Origin of the sequence: Streptococcus sp. ACS2, from assembly GCF_000525585.1 — a bacterium.
Classification (GTDB): Bacteria; Bacillota; Bacilli; order Lactobacillales; family Streptococcaceae; genus Streptococcus.
Genome location: NZ_JALT01000025.1, coordinates 23,721 through 38,576 on the forward strand (window position 1 = coordinate 23,721; position 14,856 = coordinate 38,576).

A 14,856-nucleotide genomic window follows, 5' to 3' on the forward strand; every position below is an offset into this window, starting at 1 on the left:
ATCCCTTAACTTTCTCATTTTCAAGGTACTAAATATTAGTTTCATCTTAATTTTTATTGTCAAATCGCTGAATTACTTTGATTATCAAATAATCTAAATTTTGAAGCTTCAACTAATTGTCACAATTTTTATAGCCTTTAAATAACAAAAAATCCTGCTCTCGGCAGAATTTTTAGATTTCTTTTTCAACTTCGTCAATACACCAATCAATAAGTTCCTCTAAGCGAGCAATATCCTCGGTCATATGAAGATAGCCCATGACTGCTTCGAAGCCTGTTGACATTTTGTAGGTAATGACATCTGTATTTTTAGCCTTGGTATGGCTATTCGCATTACGACCTCGTTTATAGATATCTAGCTCTTTTTCAGTCAAAAGCTCTTGCTCTAGCATTTTTTCAATGAGACTAGCTTGCGCCTTTGCCGACACATAGCGTGTAGCTAGACGGTGCAATTGATTTGGCTTGGTCTGACCTTGAAAAATCAGGTGACGGCGAATGTACAAGGAATAAACAGCATCTCCCTCAAAAGCGAGAGCAATACCATTAATAAGGTTGACATCAAGGTGTTTAGTCACGTGTCCACCTCACACCATCCTTGGTATCAAGAAGTTTGATACCTTGAGCAACTAATTCATCGCGAATGCGGTCTGCTGTCGCAAAGTCTTTGTTGGCCCGCGCTGCTTGACGCTCTTCAATGAGTTTTTCGATATCTTCATCAAGAACTTCTTCTTCGAAAACAATACCGAAGACTTGGAGCATTTTTTCAAAAGCATCCTTAACGGTTTGGTCATAATTGCCTGAATTAATCCATTTGGCCATGTCAAACAGAACAGTCACACCATTCGCTGTATTAAAGTCATCATCCATAGCTTCTTGGAAGGCTTCAAGATAAGTTTGCAACTCATCTTGATTCACCTGATCTGTCAAGGGAAGACTGTGGGTGTTTTTCAAATACTTAAGATTGACTTCAGCATCATGAATAGCTTTTTCAGTAAAGTTAATTGGCTTACGGTACTGTTGTGTTGCTAGGAAGAAGCGAAGCACTTGACCATCGACTGTCTTAAGCATATCATGAACCGTTACAAAGTTACCTAAGGATTTTGACATTTTCTCATTGTCCACATTGACAAAACCGTTGTGCATCCAGTAGTTGGCGAAGGTCTTGCCAGTTTTGGCTTCTGATTGAGCAATTTCATTGGTATGGTGTGGAAACTCAAGGTCTGCCCCTCCACCATGGATGTCAATGGTATCTCCAAGGATTTCAGTCGCCATAACTGAACATTCGATGTGCCAACCAGGACGACCAGGTCCCCACGGGCTGTCCCAAGAAACTTCTCCCTCTTTGGCAGCTTTCCAAAGGGCAAAATCCAGAGGATTCTCCTTACGTTCTGTTTCAGCATCCGTACGTCCGCTTGCACCAATTTCAAGATCTTCCAAAGTCTTGTTAGCTAATTTAGCATAGTTGTTTGACTTAGCTACTCGGAAGTAAACATCACCTTCAGAGACATAGGCGAATCCTTTGTCAACCAAGGTTGACACAAATGCAATGATTTCATCCATGTAGTTAATAACACGAGGATTTTGTGTCGCTGGTTTAATGCCAAGCTGTGCAGTATCTTCCATAAAAGCTGCGATAAACTTATCCGACAATTCTTTAGTTGAAATACCAGCTTCATTGGCTGCCTTGATGATCTTATCATCTACATCCGTAAAGTTAGAAATATAGTTGACTGTGTAGCCACAATACTCAAAATAACGACGAATAGTATCAAAAGCTACTGCTGAACGGGCATTTCCGATATGAATATAATTGTAAACTGTTGGTCCGCAGACATACATATTGACAACATTTTCTGTCAAAGGTACAAAATCACGGAGCGAACGCGTCATCGTATCATAAATTTTAATCACTAGAGATTCCTTTCAATTAACTGGAAACTATTTTTTATCCTTGATATGGTTTAGGTATAAACACAAGAGTATCACAAGAATGATAATCCATATAGCCGCAACTAGCTGACCTTGAGCCAAGAGAGACATAGCTGAAAGGAAACTCCCAACTATATAGAAGACCAAAAAAGGATTGTTTTTGAATAAATTTTTCATAACTCAAGTATTACTTGTGACGTTGCTTAAAAACAAGACCACCCCATAAAAGAGCAATGCAAAACCACAAGGCTGCCATGCTATAGTCTGCTCTATGTAAAGCAATGTAAACAAGGGCAAGAGGGCCCACGACCGTCAATCGAGTCACCTTTGAACTAAAGAGTTTCATCGTTTCCTTTCCTTATAGGCGTGATGAGTGGAAGCTAGCTGCTTTTAGAAGGTCTTCTAGTTTTTCGCTATAGTATTCACGTCCTTCTTCAATATCGTGGATAACTTCTTCGTCCTTTTGACCATGAACACGCACAACCTTAGCAGGAACACCAACGACTGTAACATCTTCTGGGACATCCGCAACAACCACAGCTGCCGCACCGACCTTAGAGTTCTTTCCAATCTCAATAGGGCCTATGACCTGAGCATGGGCTGAAACCAAGGCACCCTCACGAACGGTTGGGTGACGTTTTCCGACATCTTTACCAGTACCACCTAAAGTGACACCGTGGTAAAGCATAGCACCCTTCTCCACAACAGCTGTCTCACCAATGACAAGGCCTGAGCCATGGTCAATGAAAACACCTTCAGCAATCTGAGCCCCTGGGTGAATCTCGATTTGAGTCCAGAAGCGCCAAAACTGACTATGCATACGCGCTAAGAGTCGACAATGGTGGCGCCAGAGAAAATGTGAGATACGATGAGCAGCCAAGGCTTTTAATCCAGGGTAGGTTAAAAGAACCTCCAGACTCGTCCGAGCTGCTGGGTCATTTTTCTTTACTATATCAATACTTTCTTTCCACCAACCCATTTAGGTCACTCCTTACATCATTATTGCTATTATTGTTTGTTGTGGCCCTACTATTCTTTAAAGTGAAGAGCTGTGAACACTAGGTCTACTCGCTATCCCCTTCAAAATAAGACCAGTCGACTAACTCAGGCTGCTCATCAAACGGATTGATGACAATACCTTGAACCTTATCCAACTCATTTTCACCTGTTGAAGGCTGGTAAATTTCTGACAGTGGCCATTGTAAAATCGTCCCTTTAGCCTTACGGAAAGGTAGGCCAAAAGTTTCGTTACCGTACCATTTTGCAAAGCTCGTTAAGTTCGTAAACACAGGCACATAACTCTGTCCCTCTGCATTCGACATGGTCGCAAAGAGACGGTCATCCTGACCATCTTCCTCGCGTTTGTGAATGAAGGCTGGGACAAGATAAATCTTATCTTCAGGATCCGCCTTTTGATTTTCCTCACCCAAAAGGTTATTGAGCGTCTGAGTGAAATAGTTGATAAACTGGATAAGTTCACTGCTTGCAAACAGAGTGGTATTTGAGAAATCACCATCCTCTTTTAAATTGAAAGCAATACCAAAAAGCTCTGCCTGAACCAGTTGTGTTAGGATATCTAAGCTTGAACGTTCTATCCAAGTCTGTTCTCGAGCACTCTCTTGAGTAGCTTTGAAAGATTGTAAGTCCTGTTCACTAGTGAAGACAGGAACAACCTTCTTGCCTTCCACTTCAACTGCGTAGAGGTCTTGGGCAGCCAAGACGGGAGTACGTTGTAAGTGATTATCCAAAGCCAAATTGGTCAAAAAGTGGTCTGGTTCCTTTAAAAATTCTTTTAGAGTTTCATCAAAAGCTTGCAATTCTTGATTTTCTGTCATTCTTCTATCTGTTCTTTCGTTTCTGATTTATCAGGATTTTTCGGTACTTCACCATTTTCATTATGGTGGCGTGGTTTGTGATGAGAACGACGGCGGTGACGATGCTCTCCTTTATTTTCCACGTCCTCAATCTTTTCAGGCTTAGGGAGCAAGGTCTTGATTGAGGCATCGATACGTCCTTTTTCATCGATCTTGATAATTTTAACAGTTACCATATCCCCAACCTTAACCACATCTTCGACACGCTCAGTGCGTTCCCAAGCTAGTTCTGAGATGTGGACAAGAGCATCTGTCTTATTAAAGAGGTGAACAAAGGCACCGAACTTTTCAATACGCACAACTGGTACAGTGTAAACCTCTCCAACCTTAGCTTCACGTACAAGATCGGAGATGATAGCTTTAGCACGGTTAATGGCATCCTGATCACTAGAGAAAATCTGAACAAGACCTTCTTCATCGATATCGATAGTGACACCAGTCTCAGCGATAATCTTGTCAATCGTTTCGCCACCTTTACCGATGACAACCTTAATCTTGTCAACAGGAATCTGAATACTGTCAATCTTAGGCGCTGTTGGTGCCAATTCTGGACGTGGCTCAGCGATTGCTGACTCAATAACGTCAAGAATCTCAAAACGAGCTACCTTGGCTTGAGCCAAAGCCTCTTCGAGAATGGCAGGTGTAATGCCTGAAATCTTAATATCCATCTGAAGAGCTGTAATTCCTTGACGTGTACCAGCTACTTTAAAGTCCATATCTCCAAAATGGTCTTCTAAACCTTGAATATCAGTCAGGACAGTGTAGTTAGTACCATCTGAGATAAGCCCCATGGCTATCCCTGCAACAGGCGCCTTAATCGGTACACCACCAGCCATAAGAGCCAAGGTTCCTGCACAAATAGAGGCTTGTGAGGAAGAACCATTTGACTCCAAGACTTCTGCTACCAAACGGATAGCATAAGGGAACTCTTCAACACTTGGAAGAACCTGAGCAAGGGCACGTTCACCTAAGGCTCCGTGACCTATTTCACGTCGTCCTGGTGCACCATAACGCCCTGTCTCACCCACTGAATACTGAGGGAAATTATAGTGGTGAAGGAAACGTTTCTTATACTCTGGATCCAAACCATCAACAAGTTGTGTATCACTCATAGGTGCCAAAGTCAAAACTGACAAGGCTTGAGTTTGACCACGTGTAAAGAGACCTGAACCATGAACCTTAGGAAGAAAGTCAATCTCTGCGTCCAAAGGACGGATTTCATCCACACGACGGCCATCTGGACGAACCTTGTCTTCTGTAATCAAACGGCGCACTTCAGCATGTTCCATCTGCTCAAGGATTTCTGCTACATCACGCAGAATAGTTTCCTTATCTTCATCTTCTGCAAAGCGTTCTTGATAAGAGGCGAGGACCTCTTCTTTTACAGCCTGGGTTGCTGCTTCACGCGCCAGTTTTTCTTCCACCTGAACAGCCTTAGCTAATTGATCATAATAAGCTGTTTCGATTTCGACTTTTAAATCAGCATCAACTTGTAGAAGTTCAACCTCAGCCTTTTCCTTACCAACAGCTGCAACGATATAATTTTGGAAATCAACCAACTCTTGAATAGCCTCATGTCCCTTCAAGAGTGCTTGCAACATAATATCCTCAGACAATTCCTGAGCACCTGACTCTACCATATTGATAGCTTCCTTGGTACCTGCCACTGTCAAATCTAAAAGTGAAACTTCCTTATCCGCTGCACTTGGGTTGATGATGAAATCTTCTGCAGCATAGGCCACTTGAACCCCAGCAATTGGACCATTGAAAGGAATATCAGAGATAGAAAGGGCTAAAGAACTCCCAAACATAGCCGCCATCGGAGCACTAGCATTCTCATCATAAGAGAGGACCGTGTTAATGACCTGAACTTCGTTACGAAAGCCCTCCGCAAACATAGGACGAATAGGACGATCAATGAGGCGAGCAGTCAAAGTGGCATCTGTTGAAGGGCGACCCTCACGCTTGTTAAAGCCCCCCGGGAACTTGCCAGCTGCATACATTTTTTCCTCGTAATTAACCTGTAAAGGAAAGAAATCTGCCGTTGCCATCTTTTTAGACATAACAGCTGTTGATAATACAGTTGTATCTCCATAACGCACGACGACAGCACCATTAGCCTGCTTGGCTACCTGCCCAACTTCAACGACAAGCGGGCGTCCTGCAAAGGTCATCTCAAAAGTTTGTTTAGCCATGTTTGATCCCTCTTTTTATCCATGACCGGCCCTTACAAAAACGAACCGGTCAACTTTATGTCATTCATTTGATATAACTTTCATTTTACCATAATATAGTCAAAAATGGCAGAGCTCCAGCATAAGTTAGCACCCAAGTCTCCCTTTCTCTCAGATATTTAAGTCGTTTTGTGATATAATAAACACTTATGAGAGACAAAGGAATGACTATGAAAAAATTACAACACATCATTATGATTGCCTTAATCTTACTAGGCCTAGCAACACCTGCTCTAGCACAAGAACAGACAGATAACTTCAATGTTTCCGCTAAACATGCGATTGCTATCGAAGCAACTACAGGGAAAGTCCTCTATGAAAAGGACGCCACTACTCCTGATGGTGTGGCTTCAATGACTAAAATCCTAACAGCCTACATGGTCTATAAAGCAGTTGACCAAGGAAAAATTACCTGGGACACTGAAGTAGATATTTCAGACTATCCTTTCAACTTAACCGTTGATTCAGAAGTTTCAAATGTCCCACTAGATTCCCGAAAATACACTGTTAAACAGCTCCTAGATGCCACCCTCATTTCTAGCGCTAACAGTGCTGCTATTGCTCTAGCTGAAAAAATCTCAGGATCAGAGAGTGCATTTGTTGACACTATGACAGCCCAACTTAAAGAGTGGGGCATTACAGATGCTAAATTATTTAACGCTTCTGGCCTAAACAATAAATACCTTGGGGATAACCGCTATCCTGGCTCAAAACCAGATGACGAGAATACAATGAGCGCCCTAGATGTTGCAATTATTGCGGACCACCTCATCAAAGACTATCCTCAGGTACTTGAAATCACCAAGCAAACCGAAACTGACTTCGAAGGTGACAACAAATTAACGACGCACAACTACATGTTGGAGGGGCAAGACAACTACCGTGAAGGCGTTGATGGACTCAAGACGGGAACAACCGAACTTGCAGGGGCATCCTTTGTAGCCCACTCCAATGAAAATGGCATGAGTTTGATTACAGTTGTTATGAATGCGGACAATGGCGGAGAGGATGAAGCTGCTCGATTCACAGCCACAAATGAGTTGCTAGATTATGTGACTCAAAACTGGGAAATCAAAACCCTCAACACCAAAGGACAAATCGTCAAGAAAAATGATATTAAGGTAGCCGATGGAGACCGTCAAACCATCTCTGCTAAGCTCGAGTCAGACCTTACAGTCATTCAAAAAATAAACAGCAAAAATGATGCTGTTAAAATCAAAGCAAAAACCATAACAGCACCTATCAAAAAAGGTGACACTATTGGAACAGCAACCTTTGATGATAAGAATCTCGTAGGAACAGGTTACATCTCTGATCCGCCTCAAATTTCGGTAACAGCCAACCAATCTATCAAGAAAAGTTTCTTCTTAAAAGTTTGGTGGAACCATATCGTTAATTTCTTTACAGGAAATAAGTAAACACAAAACTACCTTTTAGATATCCAAAGGTAGTTTTATCTTGCCTTCAAAATTAGTCCTGTTAGTAAACGCCCCTTCTCTACACCTTATGTTCCTCTCAAAATGTGGTATAATAAATATTCAAAACACATGAAGGAACAAACCATGAAAAAACTGATTACGCTTATGATGACCTTCTTACTCTGTCTGGGAAGCGTAGCCCCTGCTTTTGCAGCAGATAAGAAAAAAGGATATGATGCCGCAGCCAAACATGCCATCGCTGTCGAAGCTAATACTGGCAAAATTTTATACGAAAAAGATGCAACCACCTCTACGGGGATTGGCTCTATTACCAAGCTTCTAACAGCCTATATGGTTTATAAAGCGGTAGACCAGGGAGACCTCAAATGGAACAGCAAAGTTGACATTTCTGACTACCCATTTGAACTAACTGTCAGTGCCGGAGTATCTAATATTCCACTAGACGCCCGCAAATACACTGTCAAACAACTTCTTGACGCAACTCTTATTTCCAGTGCCAACAGTGCATCTATTGCTCTAGCCGAGGAAATCGGAGGAACCGAAAGTAAGTTTGTCGACATGATGAAAGCCCAACTTAAAGATTGGGGTATCACTGATGCCAAGATTGTCAATGCCTCTGGTCTCAATAATTCTTACTTAGGTGACAATATCTATCCAGGCTCTAAATCAGACGAAGAAAATACCATGAGTGCTAAAGATGTTGCTATCATTGCACAACACGTGGTGAAAGAATATCCTGAAATTCTCGACATCACTAAAAAAACTGAAGCTGATTTTGATGGTGTCAACAAACTTAAAACCTTCAACTATATGCTTAAGGGACAACCTAGTTACCGTAAAGGGGTGGATGGCCTAAAAACGGGAACCACTGATTTAGCCGGTGCTTCCTTCGTGGCCCACTCAAATGAAAGTGGCATGAGCATTATCACAGTCATTATGAATGCTGATAATACCGATACTGATGACTACGCCCGTTTCACTGCAACAAATGACCTACTTAACTACGTTGTCTATCATTGGGAAAGCAAGACCATTGCCAAAAAAGGACAAGCCATCGGTAAAAGTCAAGCCCATGTTATTGATGGTAAATCTAAGCAAGTCACTGCTGTTGCTAAGTCTGACTTTAATATCATCCAAAAAATAGATGCTAACAATAGTAAACATATTAAAGTCACTACCAATCAAGTTCAAGCCCCTGTCAGCTCAAGTGACAAGGTTGGAACGGCTACCTTTGAAGATAAGTCACTTGTAGGAGAAGGTTACTTACCTGACCAAGGTATGCCTAGCATAGAACTGGTTGCTGGTAAAGAAGTTAAGAAAAGCTTCTTCCTCAAGGTCTGGTGGAATCACTTTGTCAACTTTGTCAACGAAAAACTCTAATCATTACAGTCGAGCTTTGCTCGGCTTTTTCTTTTACCCCAACTTTACAGAAAGATTGACTCTATCTTGACTCCTATTGACACAAAAAAGACAAACTACACCTGTAATCTGTCTTTTTGTTTGATTTTTACACTACTGTAAAGGTTAATTTATCTTTCGAGCAGCCGATCTTAAGGGTTTGTCCACTAACCACTTGGCCACCTAGTAAGAGCTCAGATAACTTGTCCTCCACTTGAGTTTGAATCGTACGACGTAATGGACGAGCACCCATCTCAACATCATAGCCATCTTTAGCTAAATGCTTAAGGGCAGCTGGTTGGAATTTCAAGTCAATCCCTTTTTCAGCCAAAGCTGATACCAACGGTTTCACCATAATCTTGACAATCTCACGAAGTTGCTCTTCCTCTAGACTATGGAAAACAACCTTCTCATCAATACGGTTGATAAACTCTGGGCGGTAGGCCTTCTTAAGTTCTTCCATGATACGTGACTGCATAGCTTGGTGATTATGAGAAATGTCTTGGACTCCAAAACCAACGGTCTTATCATCACGAAGAGCAGTCGCTCCCAAGTTCGAAGTCATAATGATAATGGTATTTGAGAAGTCAACTTTACGACCTCGACTATCCGTCAAGACACCGTCATCCAAAACCTGTAAGAGAATATTGAAAATATCTGGGTGAGCCTTTTCCACCTCGTCAAAGAGAAGAACTGAGTAAGGCTTATTACGAACTTTTTCTGTTAACTCACCGCCCTCATCATAGCCAACATAACCTGGAGGAGCACCGTTAAGTCGGCTAGCCGCAAATTTTTCCATGTATTCTGACATGTCAAAGCGAAGCAAAGCTGACTCATCATCAAAGAGAACTTCCGCCAATGCCTTGGCCAATTCTGTCTTACCAACACCAGTAGGCCCAAGGAACATGAAGGAACCGATCGGACGTTTTCCAGTACGAATACCTGACTGGTTACGACGAATAGCACGACTAATCGCTGAAACTGCTTCGTCTTGACCAATAACACGTTTGTGAAGCTCTGCTTCCAGATTCAAATAACGCTTGCTATCTGCCTGAGTCATCTTCTCAACAGGGATACCTGATAGACGACTAAGGGTTTGCATAATCTGATCCGCATCTACCAAGGCAGGTTTTGGTAATTTTGCTTTTTGGCTAGCCTTATATTGTTTAACAGCAGACTTCATATCACCAGATAGAAGCGCTTCATCCAAGGGCGTTATCTCACGTTTGGCTTCTTTTTTAATACGACCTTGAACAGTTGCACTCGCTTCATCTAAAAGGTCAATGGCAGAGTCAGGTAAGTTTTTACTCGTCAAATAACGATGCGCCGCCTTGACCGCTGTCTCAACCGCTTCATCAGTAATCGTTACACGATGATAGTCTTCATAAGACGAACGTAGGCCTTTTAGAATATCAATCGCCTCAGCTACACTTGGCTCCTCAATTGTAATCTTAGCAAAACGACGAGAAAGAGCTGCATCTTTTTCAATATGCTTCTGGTACTCAGCTTGAGTTGTTGCTCCAACCATATGAAGAGTTCCACGTGCTAGAGCAGGTTTCAAAATATTTGCCGCATCTAAGGTACTATCAATACCTGAACCAGAACCAATAATCGTATGCAATTCGTCAATAAAGAGAATGATTTTTCCATCAGCTTCAATCTCATCAATGATTTGATTCATACGCTCTTCGAAATCGCCACGGAAACGTGTTCCTGCAACCACACTCATCATATCAAGCTCTAAGATACGCATATCAGCCAACTCAAAAGGTACTTCGCCTGAAGCAATACGCTGTGCCAAGCCAAGCGCAAGTGCCGTCTTACCAACACCTGCTTCACCTACAAGAACTGGGTTATTCTTCGTTTTACGACTCAAAACCTGAATCATGCGTGAAATCTCTTTCTCACGTCCAATAACAGGATCAAGAGCACCTGACTCGGCCACTGCCGTTAAGTCCTTGGTATAATCTGCCAACTCCCCAGTAGAAGATTGAGGAGGCTGCATCATATTAGCAAAATTTCCTGATGTCTTTGATTTTTTAGGCTTACGAAGGTCATGAATGGCCTTCAAATCTTGCTTACTAAGACCTGCATAACGCTCCAAAGAACGTCGTAAATCGATAATGCGAGGCTTATCGCTGTCATCCTTATATTGAAAACCAGCAACTTCAAGGAGACGACAAACCATCAAATCTTTATGAAGGAGAAAGGCCATCAATACATGTTCAGACCCTACCTCTACAGCACCAGTCACACCAGCAATTCCCTCTGCCTCTTGCAACATAGCCTCTAAAGCATGTGACTGTGCACGTAAATCGATAATATCTGATTCAGACAAGTCTTTTGGACTTTTCTCCATCGCTAGTACAGCGGCTGTCTCAATCTCTTCCGCACGAATACGGTCCTCAAAATCAGTAAATGTTAGGTAGGCTACAGATCCTGGAACCTCAACCATAGCCAGAAGCACATGCCAAGTCTCCAGAAAAGGACTTCCAAAACGCTCTGCCTCAAGCTGCGCACGATGGAAAATGGCCTGCATTTTTCTTGAATATGTCGTCATCTAATTTCCTTTTCTATCCAATCTAAGTAATAGCGAGCGTAGAATACGCGAACGAATAGCAGCCGCATCTGCGCCTAAAATATCATCACTAGCAGTTGCTAAAATCAAATTTCCTTCACGTTCTGTGATGATTTTTTCATCAAAAAGCAACTGGATCAAGTCTGTAAATACCTGCTCGCTGAGCTGATCCGCTAAGTTCTGAAGCAAATCATTAATCATGTGGTGCTTATCAGAGAATCTGACTTTGACGATACGAATATAACCGCCACCTCCACGCTTACTCTCAACAATATAACCACGACTTTCTGTAAAGCGGGTCTTAATAACATAATTAATCTGACTCGGTACAACTTGAAAAGTATCTGCTAAGTTCGAGCGTTGAATCTCAGCAATTCCAGACTGGCCCAGCAATTCTTTAATATATTCTTCTATACTATCTGATGTATTTCTTGCCATCTTAATTCCTCCAGTCTAATTTGACTATAACTGACTATTATTATACCAAAAATGTCAGCACATGGGAAACTATACCTTCAAAAAACTTTTTAAAGTTGTCATTAGAGACCATATAAGATACAATAAATAAGACTAAAATATTAGGTAACTTAAGGTGTTTGATTCAAATTTTCTATCCACTTTAACAGGCTGAGACCCACCTAATCCAATAAGTACTTTTTAGCACTTTCGCAGTAGTATTAGTCTTATCACTCTTGATAAGTTCATATCTCTTATTTATTTCCCTATGAAAGGTTACTCATGAAATACATCATTGCACTCTTAATCTCTATGATTCCTTTAGTTGAGCTCCGTGGAGCCGTTCCTGTTGCTATCGCCTCAGGTATCCCTTGGTGGCAAGCCCTAATTCTTTGTGTCATTGGGAACATGATTCCAGTTCCAATTATCTTCTTCTTCGCCCGCCGTGTCCTCGAATGGGGGGCAGATAAACCTCTAATTGGTGGCTTCTTTACCTGGTGTCTTAAAAAAGGTCACAGTGGTGGCCAAAAACTTGAAAAAGCTGCTGGAGATAAGGGTGTCTTCTGGGCCCTTCTACTTTTTGTGGGAATTCCGCTTCCAGGAACAGGAGCTTGGACTGGTACCCTAGCAGCATCTATCCTAGATTGGGACTTTAAACGCAGTGTTATTGCTGTTATGCTTGGGGTTATCCTTGCAGGTATCATCATGGGAACACTCTCTCTTCTACTTGGTGTAAATACCTTCGCTCATTAATTACTTTTTTCAACGTCTGGGGCATGCTCAGACGTTTTTTTAATAGCAACAAAAAAGAAGTTACGATTCATTCACGTAACTTCTTTTCTTTTTATCTAGCAACTAGAATTAGTTGTTAAGAGCTGCTGCCATTGTAGCTGCAACTTCTGATTCAAAGTCGTTAGATGCTTTTTCGATACCTTCACCAACTTCAAAGCGAACGAATTCTACTACTGAAGCATTTACTGATTCAAGGTAAGCTTCAACTGTTTTGCTGTCGTCCATGATGTAAACTTGAGCAAGAAGTGTGTATGCTTGGTCAACTTTAGTGTTGTCAAGCAAGAAGCGGTCCATTTTACCTGGGATAATTTTATCCCAGATTTTTTCTGGTTTACCTTCAGCAGCCAACTCAGCTTTGATATCTTCTTCAGCTTGAGCAAGAACAGCATCAGTCAATTGAGCTTTAGAACCATATTTAAGGTGTGGAAGAGCTGGTTTGTTAACCATAGCACGGCTTTCGTTATCTTGATCGATAGCGTGGTTAAGTTGTGCCAATTCATCTTTGACAAATTGTTCGTCCAATTCAGTGTATGAAAGAACAGTTGGTTTCATCGCTGCGATGTGCATTGAGATTTGTTTTGCAAGAGCGTCATCTCCACCTTCGATAACTGAAACAACACCGATACGTCCACCGTTGTGTTGGTAAGCTCCGAAGTGTTGTGCATCAGTTTTCTCAACAACTGCAAAACGACGGAATGAAATCTTTTCACCGATAGTAGCTGTAGCAGTTACGTATGCAGCTTCAAGAGTTTCACCTGAAGGCATAGTCAATGCAAGTGCTTCTTCGTTGTTAGCTGGTTTACCTTCAGCAATTACTTTAGCTGTTTCGTTTACCAACTCAACGAATTGAGCGTTCTTCGCAACGAAGTCAGTTTCAGCATTAACTTCAACAACTGCTGCAACGTTACCGTTAACGTAAACACCAGTCAAACCTTCAGCTGCAACACGGTCAGCTTTCTTAGCTGCTTTAGCCATACCTTTTTCGCGAAGCAATTCAATCGCTTTTTCGATATCACCTTCAACTTCAACCAATGCTTTTTTAGCGTCCATGACACCAGCACCAGATTTTTCACGCAATTCTTTAACAAGTTTAGCTGTAATTTCTGCCATTTTGTTTTTCTCCAAATTTATTTTATCAAACTAAGGGGCAGGGCTGAGCCCCGCCCCTTAGGTGTTTGTCGTATCTTTAGTGGGCATCGAGCCCAAACCAATCTTAAAGATTAGTTGTTGTCACCTTCGACAACTTCAACGATTTCTTCGATTGAATCAGCTGCAGCTGCTTCTTGGAAATCTGCAGAAGCATCTTCACCTTGGTTACCTTCGATGATAGCATCAGCCATTTTTGAAGTGATCAATTTAACGGCACGGATAGCGTCATCGTTAGCTGGGATGATTACATCGATCTCATCTGGATCAGCGTTTGTATCAACCATCGCTACAACTGGGATACCAAGTTTTTTAGCTTCTTTAACAGCGATTTGTTCTTTGTGTGGGTCAACGATGTAGATTACATCTGGAATGCGAGGCATATCTTCGATACCACCCAAGAATTTTTCAAGACGTGCACGTTGTTTGTTAAGAAGTGCAACTTCTTTCTTAGGAAGAACTTCGAAAGTTCCATCAGCTTCCATTTGTTTGATTTCTTTCAAACGAGCGATACGTTTTTGGATAGTATCCCAGTTTGTAAGAGTACCACCCAACCAACGGTGGTTGATGTAGTATTGACCAGCACGAGTTGCTTCTTCAGCTACTGCTTCAGCTGCTTGTTTTTTAGTACCAACGAACAAGATTACTGCATCGTTAGCTGCTGCTTCACGAACGAATTCGTAAGCTGTATCAGCCATTTTTACAGTTTGTTGCAAGTCGATAACGTGGATTCCGTTACGTTCTGTGAAGATGTACTTAGCCATCTTAGGATTCCAGCGACGAGTTTGGTGACCGAAGTGAACACCAGCCTCAAGAAGTTGTTTCATTGAAATTACTGCCATGAGTATTTCTCCTTAAAAATTGTTTTTTCCTCTTCTAAGCTTTAGACTTGCAGTCCCACCCTGCGGCAACAAGACCACAATCGGCTTAGAATGAGTATTTGTCACTTTACGCAACTATAGTAGTTTATCAAAAAAAGTGACATTTGACAAGCTCTAAAATCAGTCTGAC

At 41.8% G+C, this 14,856-nt stretch carries 12 protein-coding genes; 3 read left to right on the forward strand and 9 right to left on the reverse strand.

What is annotated here, in order from left to right:
- Positions 1-172: 172 nt before the first annotated feature.
- The 5 genes from HMPREF1517_RS04925 to pnp all read right to left on the reverse strand — a co-directional run bounded on the left by HMPREF1517_RS04925 (position 173) and on the right by pnp (position 5,997).
- Positions 173-574 carry a Mini-ribonuclease 3 gene (locus HMPREF1517_RS04925; protein WP_037599742.1) on the reverse strand — a complete coding sequence of 134 codons (402 nt, stop codon included), beginning with the start codon at positions 572-574 and terminating at the stop codon, positions 173-175.
- Complete coding sequence (gene cysS, locus HMPREF1517_RS04930; protein WP_037599745.1) at positions 567-1,910, reverse strand: cysteine--tRNA ligase; 1,344 nt, start codon at positions 1,908-1,910, stop codon at positions 567-569. Before cysS ends, HMPREF1517_RS04925 begins: the two co-directional genes overlap by 8 nt.
- A 376-nt stretch (positions 1,911-2,286) precedes the next feature.
- On the reverse strand, positions 2,287-2,907 hold the full coding sequence (gene cysE, locus HMPREF1517_RS04935) for a serine O-acetyltransferase (RefSeq protein WP_014633706.1): 621 nt from the start codon (positions 2,905-2,907) through the stop codon (positions 2,287-2,289).
- Positions 2,908-2,992: 85 nt separating this feature from the next.
- Entirely contained in the window at positions 2,993-3,763 is a 771-nt protein-coding gene (locus tag HMPREF1517_RS04940) for an SseB family protein (RefSeq protein ID WP_037599748.1), read from the reverse strand.
- The gene (gene pnp, locus HMPREF1517_RS04945) at positions 3,760-5,997 is read right to left on the reverse strand and encodes a polyribonucleotide nucleotidyltransferase (RefSeq protein WP_037599750.1); all 2,238 of its coding nucleotides are present in this window, start codon (positions 5,995-5,997) and stop codon (positions 3,760-3,762) included. Before pnp ends, HMPREF1517_RS04940 begins: the two co-directional genes overlap by 4 nt.
- A 209-nt stretch (positions 5,998-6,206) precedes the next feature.
- On the opposite strand from pnp, the gene pbp3 (HMPREF1517_RS04950) reads away from it, so the two are divergent.
- Both pbp3 (HMPREF1517_RS04950) and pbp3 (HMPREF1517_RS04955) read left to right on the forward strand, forming a co-directional pair.
- Complete coding sequence (pbp3, locus tag HMPREF1517_RS04950; protein WP_037599752.1) at positions 6,207-7,454, forward strand: D-alanyl-D-alanine carboxypeptidase PBP3; 1,248 nt, start codon at positions 6,207-6,209, stop codon at positions 7,452-7,454.
- A gap of 144 nt (positions 7,455-7,598) precedes the next feature.
- On the forward strand, positions 7,599-8,855 hold the full coding sequence (gene pbp3 / locus HMPREF1517_RS04955; RefSeq protein ID WP_037599754.1) for a D-alanyl-D-alanine carboxypeptidase PBP3: 1,257 nt from the start codon (positions 7,599-7,601) through the stop codon (positions 8,853-8,855).
- A 127-nt stretch (positions 8,856-8,982) separates the two neighbouring features.
- Here the strand turns inward: pbp3 (HMPREF1517_RS04955) and HMPREF1517_RS04960 are convergent, their stop codons facing one another.
- Both HMPREF1517_RS04960 and HMPREF1517_RS04965 read right to left on the reverse strand, forming a co-directional pair.
- Positions 8,983-11,433 carry an ATP-dependent Clp protease ATP-binding subunit gene (locus tag HMPREF1517_RS04960; protein WP_037599755.1) on the reverse strand — a complete coding sequence of 817 codons (2,451 nt, stop codon included), beginning with the start codon at positions 11,431-11,433 and terminating at the stop codon, positions 8,983-8,985.
- Positions 11,434-11,889, reverse strand: a complete 456-nt coding sequence (locus tag HMPREF1517_RS04965; RefSeq protein WP_002889615.1) for a CtsR family transcriptional regulator — start codon at positions 11,887-11,889, stop codon at positions 11,434-11,436.
- Positions 11,890-12,189: 300 nt separating this feature from the next.
- Here HMPREF1517_RS04965 and HMPREF1517_RS04970 point away from each other — a divergent pair, with 300 nt between their 5' ends.
- Positions 12,190-12,660 carry a COG2426 family protein gene (locus HMPREF1517_RS04970; protein ID WP_004182164.1) on the forward strand — a complete coding sequence of 157 codons (471 nt, stop codon included), beginning with the start codon at positions 12,190-12,192 and terminating at the stop codon, positions 12,658-12,660.
- Positions 12,661-12,768: 108 nt separating this feature from the next.
- On the opposite strand, the gene tsf is transcribed toward HMPREF1517_RS04970, so the two are convergent.
- Together tsf and rpsB are read right to left on the reverse strand one after the other, a co-directional pair.
- A complete protein-coding gene (tsf, locus tag HMPREF1517_RS04975; RefSeq protein ID WP_002886343.1) occupies positions 12,769-13,809 on the reverse strand; it encodes a translation elongation factor Ts in 1,041 nt (346 codons plus the stop codon).
- 110 nt (positions 13,810-13,919) lie between these two features.
- Positions 13,920-14,687 carry a 30S ribosomal protein S2 gene (gene rpsB, locus HMPREF1517_RS04980; RefSeq protein WP_002886342.1) on the reverse strand — a complete coding sequence of 256 codons (768 nt, stop codon included), beginning with the start codon at positions 14,685-14,687 and terminating at the stop codon, positions 13,920-13,922.
- Between the last annotated feature and the right edge of the window lie 169 nt (positions 14,688-14,856).